General features: G+C 65.6%; 20 protein-coding genes. 11 read left to right on the top strand and 9 right to left on the bottom strand.

From position 1 onward, the window contains the following. Positions 1–92: 92 nt before the first annotated feature. From ACH34W_RS22485 to ACH34W_RS22470, 4 genes are all read right to left on the bottom strand, one after another. Positions 93–2,294 carry a hypothetical protein gene (locus ACH34W_RS22485; protein ID WP_395962928.1) on the bottom strand — a complete coding sequence of 734 codons (2,202 nt, stop codon included), beginning with the start codon at positions 2,292–2,294 and terminating at the stop codon, positions 93–95. After that, a complete protein-coding gene (locus ACH34W_RS22480; RefSeq protein WP_395962927.1) occupies positions 2,291–3,427 on the bottom strand; it encodes a DUF2637 domain-containing protein in 1,137 nt (378 codons plus the stop codon). The genes ACH34W_RS22485 and ACH34W_RS22480 overlap by 4 nt, the downstream gene beginning before the upstream one ends. Before the next feature lie 139 nt (positions 3,428–3,566). After that, positions 3,567–3,866: a WhiB family transcriptional regulator gene (locus ACH34W_RS22475; protein ID WP_395962926.1), complete on the bottom strand. Its 300-nt coding sequence runs from the start codon at positions 3,864–3,866 to the stop codon at positions 3,567–3,569. A 48-nt stretch (positions 3,867–3,914) separates the two neighbouring features. Then, positions 3,915–4,058 (bottom strand): hypothetical protein, encoded by a 144-nt coding sequence (locus tag ACH34W_RS22470; RefSeq protein ID WP_392589964.1) that lies wholly within the window; start codon positions 4,056–4,058, stop codon positions 3,915–3,917. A gap of 223 nt (positions 4,059–4,281) precedes the next feature. On the opposite strand from ACH34W_RS22470, the gene ACH34W_RS22465 reads away from it, so the two are divergent. From ACH34W_RS22465 to ACH34W_RS22430, 8 genes are all read left to right on the top strand, one after another. Continuing rightward, positions 4,282–5,139 carry a GntR family transcriptional regulator gene (locus ACH34W_RS22465; RefSeq protein ID WP_395962925.1) on the top strand — a complete coding sequence of 286 codons (858 nt, stop codon included), beginning with the start codon at positions 4,282–4,284 and terminating at the stop codon, positions 5,137–5,139. Then, entirely contained in the window at positions 5,136–5,684 is a 549-nt protein-coding gene (locus ACH34W_RS22460; RefSeq protein ID WP_395962924.1) for a guanylate kinase, read from the top strand. The genes ACH34W_RS22465 and ACH34W_RS22460 overlap by 4 nt, the downstream gene beginning before the upstream one ends. A gap of 52 nt (positions 5,685–5,736) precedes the next feature. Then, positions 5,737–5,988: a hypothetical protein gene (locus ACH34W_RS22455; protein WP_395962923.1), complete on the top strand. Its 252-nt coding sequence runs from the start codon at positions 5,737–5,739 to the stop codon at positions 5,986–5,988. Then, complete coding sequence (locus tag ACH34W_RS22450; protein WP_395962922.1) at positions 5,963–6,487, top strand: DUF6879 family protein; 525 nt, start codon at positions 5,963–5,965, stop codon at positions 6,485–6,487. The genes ACH34W_RS22455 and ACH34W_RS22450 overlap by 26 nt, the downstream gene beginning before the upstream one ends. 54 nt (positions 6,488–6,541) lie before the next feature. Continuing rightward, positions 6,542–7,348 carry a helix-turn-helix domain-containing protein gene (locus ACH34W_RS22445; RefSeq protein WP_395962921.1) on the top strand — a complete coding sequence of 269 codons (807 nt, stop codon included), beginning with the start codon at positions 6,542–6,544 and terminating at the stop codon, positions 7,346–7,348. Between the two features lie 106 nt (positions 7,349–7,454). Further along, positions 7,455–7,760: a hypothetical protein gene (locus ACH34W_RS22440; protein ID WP_395962920.1), complete on the top strand. Its 306-nt coding sequence runs from the start codon at positions 7,455–7,457 to the stop codon at positions 7,758–7,760. Positions 7,761–7,783: 23 nt separating this feature from the next. Beyond that, positions 7,784–8,416, top strand: a complete 633-nt coding sequence (locus tag ACH34W_RS22435) for a hypothetical protein (protein WP_395962919.1) — start codon at positions 7,784–7,786, stop codon at positions 8,414–8,416. Then, complete coding sequence (locus tag ACH34W_RS22430; protein WP_395962918.1) at positions 8,416–8,727, top strand: hypothetical protein; 312 nt, start codon at positions 8,416–8,418, stop codon at positions 8,725–8,727. Before ACH34W_RS22435 ends, ACH34W_RS22430 begins: the two co-directional genes overlap by 1 nt. A gap of 492 nt (positions 8,728–9,219) precedes the next feature. Here ACH34W_RS22430 and ACH34W_RS22425 read toward each other — a convergent pair whose 3' ends face one another. Together ACH34W_RS22425 and ACH34W_RS22420 are read right to left on the bottom strand one after the other, a co-directional pair. Further along, positions 9,220–10,320: a pentapeptide repeat-containing protein gene (locus tag ACH34W_RS22425; protein WP_395962917.1), complete on the bottom strand. Its 1,101-nt coding sequence runs from the start codon at positions 10,318–10,320 to the stop codon at positions 9,220–9,222. 687 nt (positions 10,321–11,007) lie between these two features. Continuing rightward, on the bottom strand, positions 11,008–11,484 hold the full coding sequence (locus ACH34W_RS22420; protein WP_395962916.1) for a tyrosine-type recombinase/integrase: 477 nt from the start codon (positions 11,482–11,484) through the stop codon (positions 11,008–11,010). Between the two features lie 66 nt (positions 11,485–11,550). Between ACH34W_RS22420 and ACH34W_RS22415 the strand changes: the two genes are divergently transcribed. From ACH34W_RS22415 to ACH34W_RS22405, 3 genes are all read left to right on the top strand, one after another. After that, positions 11,551–11,763 (top strand): hypothetical protein, encoded by a 213-nt coding sequence (locus ACH34W_RS22415; RefSeq protein ID WP_395962915.1) that lies wholly within the window; start codon positions 11,551–11,553, stop codon positions 11,761–11,763. A gap of 704 nt (positions 11,764–12,467) precedes the next feature. Then, the gene (locus ACH34W_RS22410; protein ID WP_395962914.1) at positions 12,468–13,619 is read left to right on the top strand and encodes an alginate lyase family protein; all 1,152 of its coding nucleotides are present in this window, start codon (positions 12,468–12,470) and stop codon (positions 13,617–13,619) included. Between the two features lie 398 nt (positions 13,620–14,017). Beyond that, the gene (locus ACH34W_RS22405) at positions 14,018–14,731 is read left to right on the top strand and encodes a hypothetical protein (protein WP_395962913.1); all 714 of its coding nucleotides are present in this window, start codon (positions 14,018–14,020) and stop codon (positions 14,729–14,731) included. Between the two features lie 111 nt (positions 14,732–14,842). On the opposite strand, the gene ACH34W_RS22400 is transcribed toward ACH34W_RS22405, so the two are convergent. From ACH34W_RS22400 to ACH34W_RS22390, 3 genes are all read right to left on the bottom strand, one after another. Then, entirely contained in the window at positions 14,843–15,082 is a 240-nt protein-coding gene (locus tag ACH34W_RS22400) for a hypothetical protein (RefSeq protein WP_395962912.1), read from the bottom strand. Positions 15,083–15,135: 53 nt separating this feature from the next. Beyond that, positions 15,136–15,735, bottom strand: a complete 600-nt coding sequence (locus ACH34W_RS22395; protein ID WP_395962911.1) for a dihydrofolate reductase family protein — start codon at positions 15,733–15,735, stop codon at positions 15,136–15,138. Positions 15,736–16,174: 439 nt separating this feature from the next. Continuing rightward, positions 16,175–16,324 (bottom strand): hypothetical protein, encoded by a 150-nt coding sequence (locus ACH34W_RS22390; RefSeq protein WP_395963141.1) that lies wholly within the window; start codon positions 16,322–16,324, stop codon positions 16,175–16,177. Positions 16,325–16,419 lie beyond the last annotated feature (95 nt).

Below are 16,419 nucleotides of genomic sequence, written 5' to 3'. Positions count from 1 at the left end.
GGTAGCGGGGGCGGTAGCGCGGTCGCTACCGCTGTGGGGTGTCCGCTACCGTCCGCCCGACCACGGGTGACCCGTGATCGGGCGGACGGGGGTCACGTCGAGCGGGTCTTAAGGGCGTCGGTGATGGCGTCGTGCTTGGCGCCCTTGAGGACCTGGCCGTCGCGCTTGCCGTTCACGCTCGGTACACCGAACGAGCGAACCTGAGCCGAGATCGCCTCGGCGGTCAGGTCGCCGTAGGAGGCCGGAAGCTTGTCGGCCAGACGCGCGGCGAGTTCTTGCCAGGGCAGGAACCCTTCACCCGGCAGGAACATGGCGTGCACGTCGGCCAGCACGTCCCGCACCTGCCGCGCGGTGCGGTCACCCGCCGCGTGCCCCGACAGCGTCCCCGTGCGCTCGCGGAGTTCGCGGGCGGCGGTCAGGATCTTCTCGGCGTCTTCGGCGTCGGCCAGGTGGGAGCGCACGGTGGGGGTGTCGTCGGAGGCGCCGCGCAGGATGCCCACGCCCTTGTAGGAGGGCAGCAGCAGCGAGGAGTCCAGCCCCTCGCCGTAGGCGCCTGCTCCAAGGACAAGATCGGACACCTGCCAGGAACCGGTGCGCAGGCTGAAGCGGGTCTGGTGATTGTCGCGGAAAGAGTTGAACGACGTCGCCACCTGCCCCGCACCGATACCGGACGGCTTCTGGGTGGCGTCCACCATGAACACCCCCGCCGCCGGAGCGGTCTTGACCAAGAACAACAGCAGCGAAGCGATCTCCTTGTTCGCCTCGGCGTCAGGGGTGTCGTAGTACTCCTGGAACTCATCCAGGAACACCCCACGGACCGGCATCCCGTAGGAGGGGTCACGGGCGATCTCTCGCGTGAGCTTGCCCTCGGGGCATACGTCGGTGGGCAGGTCCGACAACCGCTGGTAGCGGTCTTGGACGTCGGCCTTCAGTTCGCGAAGCGCCTCGATGAGGATCTCGACGGGGTCGCCGTCGCGGGTCATCACCAGGCCGGAAGAGAACTGGTGGGCCACGAGCGCGAACTTGCGCCAGTCCGGCTTGCCGGAGGCGTCAAAGACGCTGAGCCGGACGTAGGGGTCCAGCGCGGCGTACAGCGCCAGCAGCCGAGCGAAGAACGTCTTCCCTTGGCGAGGTTGCGCGCCGACCATGGTGGAGTTCCACAGCAGCGGCACCGTGACCGCGCGGCCTCGCTCGTCCATGCCCACCGGGGCGGGCTCCCAGATGTCGGTGGGCTTGCAGCGCAGCAGCGGTGTACGTCCCACAGGCACGGCCAGGGGGTCACGGTTGGCGACCCACAGCGTGTGACGGCGGTGTGAGGTGGCGTCGCGGGTGACGAACACCTGAGAGATCGCCACGTCCAACCCGGACGCGAGCGCGTCCTTGGCCTTGATGACGTCGTTGAAACCCTTCCCGTACGGCAGGTCCACGGTGACCTTGGACCCGTCGCCATCGGCGGCCAGGCCGGGCGCGGCGAACTGGACCTGTTGCTGGGGCTTGTCGGGGTGACCGAGCCCAGCGGCGTAGTAGGCGCGCAGCACCACGTCATGCGTGATGACGCGGTACCGCGACGGGATGACCGCGTGCCCCACGATGCTGAGGCCGGCGGGGCGGCCATAGCGGGCCAGCAGCGGCACGACCACCGCCACCGCGCCCGCCACCGCCCACGGCGACCCGGCCACGAATACCCCTCCGGCGCCGATCAGGGCCGCTTCGCCGAGGACGGCCAGGCCGCGCCCGGTACGCACGCGGGCGGCCTCACGGTGCAGTTTGAGCCACAGGTCCGCATCACCCTTGCTCGCGGCGGCTTGGCGCAACGGCTCTTGTTCCAGCAACCACCACCAACGCACCTGCTTTCCCGCGAGTTTGGCCGCGCCGAGCAGGGCGTAGCCGGTCATCTTGACCGCGTACCAGGGTGCGCGTACGGCGTGATAGCCGGTGATGTGCAGCCATCTGCCGACCAGCTTGCGGACGGCGGCCTTGAACGTCACGCGGTCACGGAACACCGGCGGGATGATCGGTCGCCGCGCACCCTCGGTAGTGGTGTCGTCGCCCGCAGGGGGCAGGACCGTACCCGTCAACACCGGGCCGGTGGAGGTGTCGCCGGTCTCCTGCTCCGGCTCATCCAGCGCCACCGCATAGGAGGTGTCCTGCATCTGGGGCGCGGTCTCCTGCGCTGTGGCGTCCTCGATGGGCTGAGCGGTCTGGGGGATCGTGTCGGGATCGGGCGTGGCGGACGGCAGGGGCAGGCGGAAGACGTCGGCCATGGGCTCGGGGGTGGTGCCGTTGATCCTCATCGGGCGTCGTCTCCCTCGGTCGCGCTCACGGCCACGGCGGCAGGCTCGGTGGTCTGGGCGGTGGGGTCGGTCGGCGCCTCGGTCTTCAACCGGGCCAGCAGGGCACCGACGCGTTCGTTACCGGCGCCGCTTCCGGCCTTGCGCAACTCGGCACGCAGTGCATCCCGAGTGAGGGCCTGGCCCTGCTTGGCCAGGTCGGCGGCGATCCGCCAGCCCAGCGGCATGAGGTCGTCCACGTCCGGGACCGAACGGGCCTTGCGGCTACGTCCGCCCTTGGCGCCGGTCCGGGACCGGGCACCGGACGGCGAGGCGGACCGTCCACGCGCCGTCTTGGGTGCCGTCTCGGGCTCGGTCTTGGACGGCTCGGGCTGAGCGTCGGTGGACGGTCCCGCATCGATCGCGGGACGGTCCGGGATGGCGGTGTGGACGGTCTCGGGCGCGGCGGTGAGTTCGCCGAGGCGGTACAGGGCGCGGACGCGGCGGGGTGCCTTGCGGCGCCAGGACCACCGGCCGTAGGTGTCTTGCAGGTCGGTCAGCGCCAGGACACGACCGCGCTCACGGTGCAGGGCCTCGGGGTAGGAGCGGATCTCCCACAGCACCATGCGGCGCCAGAGCTTGAGCGTCGGCCACGGCGCCAGGAACCATCGCGAGGGGCGGATGCCGTCCATGCGGGTGCCTGCTTCGATGCCTGCGCGGATGCGGACGACGTGTGAGCCGATCTCGACGGCCAGCACCCACAGGCACGGCAGGACCGCATGCGCGACCGCACCGAACGCGGTGGCCTCCTCGGCCACGTTCAGGTAGATCGTGGCGGCGGTGAGCGTCCAGGGGATGAGGCGCAGCCATCGCACCCGCATGTCGAGGCGGGCAAGGACGATGTCCAGCGCGGCGAAGATGGCAATCCCGAGGTCGATGCCGAGCGGGACGGTCCAGGCGAACCAGCCGAACGAGGGCCGCGCGGCCTGCTCGACGGCGGCGAAGCTGTTGACGAACCCCAGCAACCCCAGGACGGTCACACAGGCGGCCACGGTGGCAACGGCAGTGAACTCGTTGCCGCTCAGCGCGCGGGCCTGCGGCCGAGGCTGGTCAGGATTTCCGAAGGATGGCGGGGGCGTGGTGACACCGTCGGCCATGATGGGGGTGCTCCTTGTGTCCTTGTGAGAGGGCTGGGAGTCATCGGGGCGGCCGGTTTCTTGGCGGGAACAGGGCCGCCCCGATGCTGCGAACGAGGTCATGATGCGGGGCGCCGTGGCATCGACGCTGATTCGCCTCTCACGCCACGTCCCCGAGCCCGATGACCGCCAACTCGGCGATCTGCTCGGCGGTGCAGCCCGCCCAGATGCCGAACTCGGGCAGCGTCGCCACCGCGTACTCAAAGCACGCTCGGCGCAGCGGGCAGGTCTCACAGACACCGATCGCGACCGCTTCGCGCACCTCACGGTCCTCGGCGCTCTCTTCGGCGAGGATCGGGCCGGTGTGCAGCTCGGGGTCAAAGCGGCACTGGGCGCCCTCGATGGGCTCGCCGCGCAGATCGGTGGTCTCGGCCAGGTTGGTCAACGCGATGTGGATCATGACGTGGGCTCCTTGCTTGGGGGGTGCGGAGAGGGATGAGCGGAGGAGTCAGCCGAGGGCGTTGGCGAAGCGCTCGATGGCCATGAGCCCCTGGTCAATGAAGTTGGCGGCCTTCTCGGGGTTCTTGAAGGCAAAGACCACGAGCACGACGCTCGCGAGACTCGGCCAGATCTTCTTCGGCTGCTGCAACATCGACATGCCTCCTTGCTGAGGGCCTCACCTCGGAGCGGCCGTCCGTGGTGCGATGTGAGGAACCTAACAACTGATATGAATCATGGTCAACTGTTAGGCTGAAGAAACTTTGGAACTGGACTCTGACCAGCATGTTTAGCGATCAACAAGGTAGCTAACATCTGTTATCTGCCTGATAGCCTGCCTATCAGCATCAAGGTCGGCACCTCAGAAGGGAGACCCGATGTCGCCTCCACGTCCGCGCCTGGCGCGCTCCGAAGCGCTTCACCAGCAGGTAGCACGCAACATCCGCAACGAGATCGAGGCCGGGGTCCTGCGCGACGGCGACACACTTCCCTCAACGCGTGAACTCGCTGATCAATGGGGTGTCAGCGTCTTCACGATCAGCGAGGCAATGAAGGTGCTCGCCCAAGAGGGGCTCGTGGTCAGCAAGTCGCGGTCCAAGCGCGTCGTTCACGCGCCCGACCAGGCCCAAACCAACCGCGTCCGGCTGGAACGACCGCACGTGATCCTCATCGGGGGTTACGCAGGCAGCGGCAAGACCGAGCTGGGTCGCATCCTCGCCCGCGAAACAGGATGGCCAATGCTCGACAAGGACACGCTCACGCGTCCCGTGGTCGAGGCCGCCCTAGAGCTACTCGGGAAGTCACCGCACGACAGGGAGTCGGAGACCTACGTCAAACAGATCCGGCCCCGTGAGTACGAGGCGCTCATCGCAGCGGCGAACGAGAACGTGGAGTGCGGGACAAGCACGATCGTCACCGCACCGTTCATCCGGGAGTTCAACGATGGCGCCTGGGTGAACCGGACACAGGCATACCTCACCTCGATCAACGCGATCACCACGCTGGTGTGGGTGTACTGCGACGCCGAGACGATGCGCACCTACGTCCGCCATCGTGGCGCAGCCCGTGATGCCGCAAAGGTCGCTGACTGGGATGGCTACCTGGAAACCGTGGATCTCAACTTTCGGCCTACGGCGCCGTATGTCCTGATCGACAACAGCGCTTCCAGCAGCCCCTTGCAGGATCAGGCGCGGGATCTCCTGAAGGCGGTCTTCAGCGGCCAGGCGGAGACATGACGCACGCCGGCGTCATCCTCTACGGCCCCCCGACCTCGGGAAAGAGCACCGTCACACAAGCTCTGCACGCTCTGAGCCCGACGTACACCCTCTTCCAAAGGATCAAAGTAGGCACTGGCCGAACGGACGGGTACCGGCTCGCGAGTGCGACCGAGGTAGAGAAGCTTCGGCAAGCCGATCAGATCGTGTGGGAGAACCATCGATACGGCAACACCTACGTGGTTGACCGTCCGGCCCTGGCAGAGCATCTAGCCCATGGCGTGCCTGTCCTGCACCTTGGCCAGGTAGAGGCTGTTCACCGGGTGACGAGCGCGCTGCCAGAGGCCCGATGGTTGACGGTCTACCTGTGGTGTCCGCGCAGCATCGCCGAGAAACGCATCTCGGCCCGTGGCACCGGCGACACAGAAGCCCGCCTGAAGGCGTGGGACGAGACCGACCCTCTACAAGACGCGGACGTTGTTCTAGACACCTCACTAGTCCAGCCACACGAAGCAGCACGCGAGATCAACCACCAGCTTGGTTTCCCCAGGCACCTATCGCCGTAGTGACTAGCTGGGTGTGCCACGTTCGGGCACACCCCCAACCTGGGAGGGCGTCATGGCGCTACGTTTCCTCGGCAAGGACCCGGACAGCAAGGACGGTGACTCGCCCGCGTTCTGGTACGACGACAAGGACGGCAGCGTGGCGGTACAGGGGTGGAAGGAGGAGGATCCGGCAGTGATCGCTGAACTCCTGGCAACCTCTGGCAGCGACCACGTTCCCTCTCATGAGGCGATCGTCCGGATTCCGGGGCGCCTCCTGCCGCTGCTCAGGGAGCTACCGCATGAAGACACCCTCGACACCCGCTGAGCTCCTCCAGTCGGCGCGATCGAGTGCTGTGCACCTGGAGATGCGTGACGTCTACTGGGTGAGCCGGGAAGACGAGGAATTCAAGGCTTGGAAGGCTGGGGAGCGGGACGACCCTGCGGATCCGGCGTCGTGGTGGCGACCGTGGCTCACCCTCGTTCAACAGGTGTCCGCCCGAGGGGTTGAGGTACGCCGCGCCCGTATCGTCTCCGAGCCGGTGAGCGAGTACATCCGGTTCGAGTACGACGGCACGTTCACCAACGTCTACGCAGGCGAACGGGTGCGGTGGCTGCCTCGGCGGCACGCGGTTGACCTCTGCCTACCGGGCACCGACTTCTGGGTATTCGACGGGGAGTTGGTGCTGTGGAACCACTTCGACGGCGACGGCCGTCCTGTGCACAAGGAGACCACCACCAATCCGGCCGTGCTCAAGCTGTGCTCATCCGCCTTTGATGCGGTGTGGGAACGCGGCATCGATCACGCGGAGTTCCGGCCGGCCTGAAGCATCGTGTCCACCACATCGCCCTCATCCAGCGCTCAACAGGCGCGGCAAGCGTTGGCTGACCGTCTTCGCGAGCTTCGTCTTGACGCGGGCCTGACCGGCCGCGCCCTTGCGACGGCGGCCGGTTGGGACCGCACCAAGGTCAGCAAGATCGAACATGCCGCCCGTGCCCCCAACACCCAAGACATCAAGACTTGGTGTCGCGTGTGCGGCGCCGAGGACCAGACCGGCGACCTCATAGCGAGCCTGCGCGCCGTCGAGGGCGCGTTCGTGGAGTGGAAGCGCCTCCAGCGTTCGGGCCTTCGCCGTCTGCAAGAGTCCCGCGCGGCCCTGTACGAGCGGACGCGCACCTTTGGAATCTACGAACCGGGCGTCGTACCGGGCCTGTTGCAAACAGCCGGCTACGTCAGGGCGGTCCTCACCAAGGTCGGCTCGTTCCGGGACGTCCCCACCAGCGACTTGGACGAAGCGGTTGCCGCGCGTATCGCCCGCCAACGGGTGTTGCGGCAAGGGGCACGCCGGTTCGCGTTCATCCTGGAAGAGTCGGCCATCTGGACCCGCCTGGGCGGCGCCGAGGTGGCCCATTACCAACTCGGCCACCTGCTCCAGGTGATGACGTTGCCGAGCGTGTCTCTGGGAATCATTCCGGCCGACGCCGACCGAGAGCTATGGCCCGTCGAGGGCTTTTGGATGTTCGACCGAGAGCGCGTCACGGTCGAGACCGTGTCCGGCTGGTTGACCATCACTCAGCCCGCCGAGGTGGCCCAGTATGCCGCCGCCTTCGAGGAGTTCGCCGAGCTGGCCGCCTACGGCGCCGCCGCACGCGCACTGATCACCAAGGCACGGAACGCCCTGGACTGAAGCTCGCGCGCCACACTTCGTCACACCCGTGGGCCCTGCCAAGGCGCGCGACCTAGCGTGCAGGTGACGCAACGTTCCGGCATGCCAACCCCGCGAGGTGTACCGCATGGGTTTCCCGCCACCCCCGTCACTACTCCCGGTCCTGGAAGGTGTGCACACCGAACGCCTGAACTACCTCGGTGGGCTCCTGGAGGCGCTCAAGCCGGAGACGCGTCTAGCGGTCGTGGTCGTAGAGCGTGACGGCTTCCCCGTGCTCTCTGTCGTCCGCGAGGTGGACTCGTGGTCGCTAATCGTCGAATGCAGGTACAGGCACGGTGATTGGTGGTTTGGCGTTCCGGGGTACGAGGCGTTCGCGCGTGCCGATCAGCCCGCCACGGCTGCGAACGAGGTCAAGCGGGGGATGCGGCTATGAACGGGCCGGAGACAGCCCACGCCATGACGGATGCGTTGGTGACCGAACGCAAGCCGGTCCACGTCCTGTCGATTGTGATGGACGCGTTCGAGGAGGCTGCCAAAGCCCGCCTTCACCCCCGTCTTGCGCAGATGGTGCGGAGCTTCGCGTTCGAGGAGGCGGAGACGCACCTCAAGCACTATCCGAAGACGGACGCGACCCTGGCTATCCGTCAAGGGTTCGCCGCCGTCCGTCCGGTCCTTCGCCGCTATCTGTCACAGCACGGGGTCTTGAACGGCACGGCGTCCGACGTGATCGACGCCATGGAAGCGAGTCTGTACTTCCTCACCACGTCCGGCCCCGAGGTCGACCCTCCACCCCCGCCGCCCCTGGAAGTATTCGAGGCTGCGATCCGGCACATGCTGAAGACGATCAACACCACGCTCGTTGACGAGCCGTTCGCCGCGTGGCCTGGCCATCTCCGGCTGACCTCCGCCGAGGTCGGACCGTTCTTCGTCGTATGGGACGAACACGGCAAGGTCTTTCGGTGGGCGACTGACGATCCCCACGACTCGTGCGACGACGAGATCATTTGTGGGCTGGACGATCTCATGAACGGCGTGTGTACGGTCGCGAACCACTTCGGCATGCCCACGCTTCCCCAGGAGCCGAACTAATGGCGGACGAAGTGACCGGGGCGTCGAACGGCGACCACCGCGCAGACGACGCGGTCATGGTCGCGATGCAGCTCCCCAGCGGCGTACTGCGGGAGCTGGAGGACGAGGCAGCACGGTGGGCAGTCAGCACCAACGACATGCTCGTAATCACGTTCCGCGCGTGGATGAACTTCCAAATCCTCCAGGCGCAGGGCGTGCGGACGCTGCTCCTGCGGCCCGATGGGTCCCTGGATCAAAGCGTCCTTGTAGCGGGGTCCAAAGCACCGCTCGGCGGCTTGTGGCTCCCCGGCAAGCGACCGAAGGACCGCTAGAAACGCCTGCGCGGGAGTTGACGCGTCCCTGAGGCTCCCGCGCAGGTTTCCAGTTTCCCGCGCGCAGCAGGCAAGCCACCCAACCGCGCCGTTACCGGCGGCGCGCGACGTGACGGTGGCCAAGCCTCCGCACGGGTCATGGGCCCCAGGGACTTCCCCACATCTCTCCCTGAGGCCTATCCAATGCGCCGCATGCCGAGGGCCTCACGGAGAATGGGCACCACGCGGCTCAGAGGGCCGGCACGCAGGAGGAGCGGCCGGAGGATGGGGCGGAGGCAACGCCCGCCAGTAACTCACGATCACCCGCTCGCAGACGATCCGGACGGTGAGCAGCACCACCAGGCCCAGGCCGACCACGATTGGCGCGGCCCGCCAGATAGCCGCCCCATCCACGCGGCGAACGACCACACACCCACAAGCCGCCCGAGTCTGGCTCGTCTGAGCGCGCTCAACGCCGGTACCAGTCGGGAGCAAGCCCCAGGGTATCTGCTTCTATGCCTCCGATTGCGAATCGTTTCGTAGAAGGCCCTCGGTGCCTTCCGAAGGCTCGATCCACCATCCCAATGGAAGAGTGTGCTCCAGGTCGCGATTCGCTACCTTTGGCCAAGGGCCGTGGTCTGAAAGTATCACGCGTTCGTCTTCAAATTCAGCGCCTGTGAACGTTGCTCTCCGCTGAATCTCCATGCCAGTAAACTCAACAAAGCTGGTGAATTTAGTATTGCTAAATTCGGCGAATTCGCATTTCATGCCAGAGAAGCGCACGCCGCCGTGGAAGGCGGCGTCATGAAACGAAGCCCACTCAAAGGTTGCACCCTCAAAGTGTGCTTGGTGATTGAAGATGGCACCCAAGAAATTACCGGCAACTCCTCCAAAAATCGCACCGCTGAACTCCGCCCGCCGCATCGAGCAGTAGTTGAAAGGAAAATCTATTAGCAGGGCGCCCTCTAGATTGATATCAATGTCCTCCCAGAAGGGAGGCCTGCTATGCCCACTGTCTCTGGCCAAATGACTTGCAAGTATCAGCTGTGCTGTTTGTCTGACTTGAATCTCCTCGTCGGGGTCGGGGTCGGGGCCAGAATGGGCGGTGGCCTCAGTTGGCTGACTTTGGCCCAGGCGTGCCGAGCGGTAGCGTATGACATGCTTCCGAACCTGCTCCACATACTGCCTGTCAGCATCATTAGATGGTGGAGACCATGGCATCCGGAGATAGGCGCATACAATATTTACAATTGTTTGTCGATGTCTCGGGTTGTCGTTGGCGAGTCGTTCCAACGTATACAGTGCAGTCAGTCGAACGGGTGCTTTATCTGAACCGAGTTGATCCGCAGCAGAGTTATATAGTTCGGTCACGCGCCGCTCTGTCGCATCGTGGTCGCCGAGAGCGGTAGCAATTTCTTGGTGACGCTGTCTATGGAAAGCAAGCATCAATCCCACAGCAGCGCCAGCGCCAGCGCCAGCAGCGAGACCGGTGCGTACCGCCTCTATTCGAACCTTGGCCCGGTCGGTTGCAGTTTCTGCTTCATTTGAACTTTCCAACAGCCAATATGTGGTAAACCATGTGGCACCAATGGCGCAAATTCCGGCGGCCAACATCCAGAACCCAGCTGCGAGGGGCCGGACTCGCAGTCGTTCCTCTGATCGTCTTTGCCTTCTGGTGACTCGCCTTCGACGGACTCGGCCTATCATCGCTACCCCAGCGTTGAAAATGGAGGGAAACTGTCATAACTTTACCGGCCTCACGCCTCAGGTCAGCATGGTTCAAAGAAATCCGTGTTTGCACCTGCTTCGAGGTTGTTCAGTAGTCTTCAGACTGTGGTGACAGCCGACCTGGACCATGCCGTTCCACACGTTGATCAACTGGTCCGACCGGTTCTGTGGAGCGGTCAGGATGTCCCTGAGGTCACCGGTGACCTGAAGCTCTGAAATCCGTGTGGAACGACTGGTGTATGGAACCTAGTTGAGCGTGCTTCCGATGCAGGTCAGGTTGCTATGGGGTGGGGCTTGCAGGCATGGTCCCTCTGTAGATCCGCTCTCGATGAACGGCCAGCGTCGCTGTGTTCAGTTCGACGCCCGCAACACGTCCTTATGACAACTCCGCTGCTTCGGGCGTCCTGCCATCGCAACGTACAGCCGGGAAGTACAGCAACCTGTGCGGCACAGTGGGTACCGTCGCGGACGCCCACGGACGTAGTAACAGCAGGTGAGAGGGGTCGTTCCATGATCGCCGGTAGCTACGGATCAGAAGGTTAGGGGTTCGAATCCCTTCGGGTGCGCACATGATCAACCTCTGACCTGGGCGTTCTCCCTTTCTGGGAGGGCGCCCTCGTCGCTTTCGGGGGTCGGTGTGCCCGAGCGCCCCGGGGACCGGTGCGTCCTTGGTGGTGTCTGGTGGTGCCGGTTGATGACGTCGGCTACCTGACCGATGGCCGCGGCGGCCAGTTCGGGGAGCGCGGATGTGTAGGTGTCGGAGGTGGTGGCGCGGTCGGAGTGCCCGAGGATCTCTTGGACGATTTTGATGTCGATGCCGGCGGCGAGCATGACGGTGGCGGCGTCGTGCAGGCGGATCGGGGGTAGTCCGGCCTGGCCGGAGAGGTCTTTGAAGTGTTCGGAGATCGACTGCGGGTGGACTGGCCGGTTTCGGTGGTGAACACCAGTCCGAGGTCGGACCAGGCATCGGGTCCGGCCAGGGCCTTCAGCGCTGGCGTTCGGCTTGCTGGCGGAGTTGGTGGGCCCGCAGGATGGCGATGGTGTCGGCATCGGGTGGGATCTGGCGGGCGCCGGACTCGGTCTTGGGGGCAGTGAGGATCGGGGCCCATTGCCCGGGTGCGGTCAGTTGCAGGCGCAGTCGACAGCGCCCACGATGGTCAGCTCACCCAGTACCTGGCCGGAGGCCCGGAGTTGCTGGAGCGCTTCCGCACCGCACCGCTGGCGGCCAAGGCGCTCATTTGGGCGGCGTTGGACGCCCGCCGCATGAGCCACCGCAACGCCCTGCCCCATGCCCTGCTGGAGCAGGCCACTGTCACACGACCTGGTTGACGCCTTTGACGTGCGCTGACACCGATGACCAGAGACCTTGCCGCTTGGACGCAGCCGACTGGAAGCCTCGGGCGGAAGTTCTCTGAAGGCCCTTGGATCATGACGTGTACGGGTGTGTGGCGCGTAGCGAGGCGACGAGTGATCGGGCGCGGGCTGATCCCACGCCGAGGGTGATGCGCAGGGTGTCGGCGGATATGGGGCGGCTTGCTCGTGCCGGTGTTGTTGATCGATCTCGCGGGCTCGGGTGAGTCGGTGTGTCCGGCGGGCAGCGCCAGGGCGTGGACCCAGTCCTCGGCCGCGTCGTCGCCCGGTGAGTGCAGATCCCAGGCCGCTGCCTAGAGCTTTTCGATCACATGAACCAAGTCCAGAATGATGTGGATTGGTGCCTTCCGCCGGGCGGCCGGACCACAGCCTCCCGCCGCACCAGTTCCTTAAACAGTGAGCCCATCGTGGTCGCCTCCACCCCGAACGGCAGAAGACCTTACCACCCACAGCGACCCAACGCTCAAAACCCCAGCTCACCCACGTCCTTCACGCAGAACCACATTCTTTTGCCATGACCCCTTAGGCCTCCACGATTGCCGAGCGGGGGTGTCCAACCGTGGGTACGGTATGCGCCGTATAGCGGCCGATGTCCAGGCGCGAAAATTGACAGCTGAGTCGGCGGCTGGCTCAATGAGCGTCCGCGCCTTGGAAGGAAACCCGTGCGTCTCGCTCGCCCTCTCGCCGCCATCATGCTCGTGGTCGGCGCTTTTTCCGTCCCGCAGCCCGCGCAGGCTGCCGCGTTCAAGCATCCCGGCGTCCTGGTCAGCCGCGCTCAGCTCGACTTCGTCAGAAAAAACCTCGGCAACGAACCGTGGAAGTCTGCCTGGAAAGCCCTGCAACGCAGTTCCGTTGCCTCGCTGTCCTACAAGGCCAAGCCCCGCGCCGTCGTGGAGTGCGGTATGTATGGGAAGCCCGACCACGGCTGCTCGGACGAGCGTGAGGACGCCAATGCGGCCTACACACACGCCCTGCAGTGGTATCTCACCAAGGACTCCCGCTACGCCAAGAAGGCGATCCAGATCATGGACGCCTGGTCGGCCGTAATCACCAAACACACCGGGAGCAATGCGCCGCTACAGACCGGCTTTGCGGGCGCCAACTTCTCCCGCGCCGCCGAGCTCATCAAGCACACCTACACCGGCTGGACTCGGGCCGGCCGGTTCGCCGGCAAGCTGCGCACCGTATATCTGCCGACCTTGATCGCCGGAAAGCCCAACAACCAGGGCAACTGGGAACTGATCATGACCGATGCCGCCATCGGCATCGCCGTGCATCTGGACGACCGTGCCTCCTTCAACCGAGCGGTCACGACCTGGCGCGGCAGGTTGCCCGCGTACATCTACCTCAAGACGGACGGCTCGCTGCCCAAAGCGCCACCGAACAGCAAGCACGACACCAAAGCCGAGATCATCGACTACTGGCACGGGCAGACCAAGTTCGTGAACGGCCTGGCCCAGGAAACCTGCCGTGACTTCGGGCACACCGGATGGGGGATCGCGGCCATCTCCCACGTCGCAGAGACGGCCCGTCACCAGGGCGTGAACCTGTACGCCACGGCAAAACACCGGCTGCGATTCGCGATGGAGTTCCACGCTCGCCTGCAACTGGGCGCGACGGTGCCATCGTGGCTGTGCGGCGGAAAGGTCGCCCTCGGCCTCGGGCCGAACCTCGAAGTCGGCTACAACGCGCTGCACCAGCGTCTCGGATACGACATGCCCTATGCCGAGAAGTGGGTGAAGCAGAAGCGCCCGGTCGGTGCCTCGCGCTTCCTGGCCTGGGAGACCCTCACCCATGCGAAGAACCCGCGCTAAGGGGCGGTTCTGCGTGAAGGACCTGGGTGAGCTGGCGTTTTGAGCGTTGGGTCGCTGTGGGTGGTGGGGTCTTCTGCCGTTCGGGGTGGAGGCGACCACGATGGGCTCACTGTTGAGGAGCTGGTGCGGCGAGAGGCTGCCGCATTGTCGTGGGGAGCCGGCGCTGGTATGCGTCGGCTCGCCACGACCAGCCTTGGCCAGGTGGGGCGCGGGATCGTTCAGCAGCTAGAGGACATCGATGGCGGGCTCGGTGTCCTGGGTCGGCGGGCCGAGGGTCTGGGAGTGGACGACCACCATCGCAGAATTGCGATCATGGTACGTTCTGCCGTGCTAGCACTGGTTTCATCCGTGCGTGACCGAAAAGCTCCCCCGGTCATCCCGGCCAATCGGAGTTCCCTTTGCGTCTGTCGTCTCGCCCCGCTCGCGCGGTCCTCGTCACCGCCGCCGCCGCGACCGCCGTCATCGCCACGTCCACGACGGCCTCCGCCGCCTCCTTCTCCGTCTCCGCGAGGGTGAACAAGAGCTCCTGCACGTCGCAGAGCTCCCCCTATAAGTGGTGGGGCGGCGGTCCGTCGTCTGCGTCCGCCTACACCTACCGGCCGCGCGGCACCGTCTTCATCTGCTTCACCAAGTACAAGATCTCCGACAGCGACCGCAGGTACGACTACTGGGCCGTCCAGATCCAATCGAACTGGCGGTTCAGAGACGGCGACGCCAAGGCCGGTGCCCGGATGTTCCAGAACATCAAGTCCAGCATCGAGGCCCGCGGCAACGTCTATGCCGCCACCCCGACCCACAAGTCCAACCGCAGCTGCAATCAGTCGTTCAGCGTCGGCGTCCAGGCCGGCTTCTTCGGCGCCTCGGTCTCCCCCAAGATCTGCAGTGGCTACACGGTCCAGCGCAGCAGCTACTCCGCGAAGTACGCCCGCTACACGTCCACCAAGGCCGGTGGCCTCCGCCGCGTCGAGACCGTGTACACCCAGAAGGTCCCCCAGGGCAGAGTGCCCAAGTACAACCTGTCCGTCGGTGTTCCCCGCTACCAGTTCGACTGGAACGGCTTGTATTGGGATGTCACCGCTCGCATCTCCTACATCAACCGCACCAACTTCTGATCCGGACGAGCTCAAGAGATCCAGCTCGATCTCACACGCTCGCCTTGGCCTGCCGCTCGCCCATGCGTGGGGCATACCGCGGGCGCCCGGTCGGCCGGTAGACCTGGATCGTCACGCCCTGGAGCCGACGCGCGACTCGACCAGGTCGAGCGCAAGATCCGGGCCGTCGGTGAAGACCGGCTCGTCGCCGCGGCCGCCGATCACGGTCGAGATGGCCGGGTCGGCCAGGCCGGCGGCGAACACCCAGTGGCCGCCGTCGCGGAGCCTGTCGTTCAACGCGTCGGTCGCGTCCGCCTCCTCAGCGGTGCCCGAGTTGCTGCGGCTGCCGATGACGTTGACCAGACACTGCATGCTCAATCCTCTCGGCCCTGTCCCCGCCACGCTGCGTTCCGGCCCTGCCACACCTAGCCCGCGTTTCGGAGCTGTGGCCCGACGCCCTCGGGGATTTCGCCGTGAAGGTGCGGGGTGTACACGAGCTTCTGCGTCCGACCGTCGAGCACGGTCGACTCGATGAGCTCCAGGTCGAACTCCGCCCCGTCGTGGAGGAGCGCCGCTCCGCCGGCGCGGCCTGAGACGGCGGGGAACATAATGATCTCGAGTCGGTCGACGAGGCCGGCGGCGAGCAGAGCGCGGTTCAGCGAGATGCTGCCGTGTGAACGCATCGGGACGTCGGTGGTGCGCTTCAGGCGCTCGATCGCCGTCACTGCATCCTCGTTGAGAACCGTCGAGTTCTGCCACCCGAGCGGGTCTTCGAGCGTGCTGGAGAACACGATCTTCGGCAGCTCGTTCAGGCTGTCGTAGTAGGGCTCGTCGAACATGCCCACGAACTTGCGGAACTGCCGGAACGTCGTCGCGCCGAAGACGAGCACCTGGTCCTGCGCGAAGGTGCGCACTCGGTCCTCGATGAGCTCAGGGCCTTCCTTCCCCCAGTACCCGGGCCAACCTGTGGCCATGCCGTAGCCGTCGAGGCTGCAGAAGAAGTCGACAGTGAAGGTGGTGCTCATGGTGCTACTCCCTTTTCTTGCGCCACCTCCGTTGGGCGGCTTCACCACTTCCACGAACACGACTGACCCGATCCGACACCGCCTTCGAAAATTTCTTGAGGACTTCTCCCGCACGCCGGCCGTCACCGTGGCGGCTCCAGTGTTGGGTCAAGTCCTCGGATGAGGGGCGGAGAAGCCGATCTCGAACTCGTGGTCTAGGCCTACGCAACGTCTATCGACTCGAAGCTCACCACCTACAGCAACCAGCGAAGATCTCCGAAGACCTCACCCCGCCTCCGCTCTCACCCCAAGCGAAGCCAGCGTGGCCGACCTGTTCGGTCCTGCCTTCCGCCCCAATACTCCAGCCGTAGATCGTGGTCTGGCTGCCGTCTCTCGGTGGAGTGTCCGTGTGGGGGATCGCGTCGGCGGAGCGCGCTGCGGCGCGCTCCGCCGGGGTCGGCTACTGCGCGGATGGCGGCTGCGTGAATCTCAGGATATTGCCGTACGGGTCGATGACCTGCAGCGTCGGCCCTCCGGGCGCGTCCGGATCGATTCCGGGTCGTTCCGGCGCGTTCGGTCGGGCGAGCAATTCCTTGTGCAGCGCGGCCACGTCGCGCACCGATCCAGACCGCGCAGTTGGGGCTGCCATCGCCGTGGTGCTCGGAGAGATGCAGCACGGCTGATGAGCGCGATACCTGCACGTAC

The sequence above is a fragment of the Actinomadura sp. 6N118 genome, assembly GCF_044326415.1.
In the GTDB taxonomy this organism is placed as follows: domain Bacteria; phylum Actinomycetota; class Actinomycetes; order Streptosporangiales; family Streptosporangiaceae; genus Spirillospora.
Note: the sequence above shows the minus strand (reverse complement) of the source record. Positions and strands in the feature narration are given on the sequence as shown.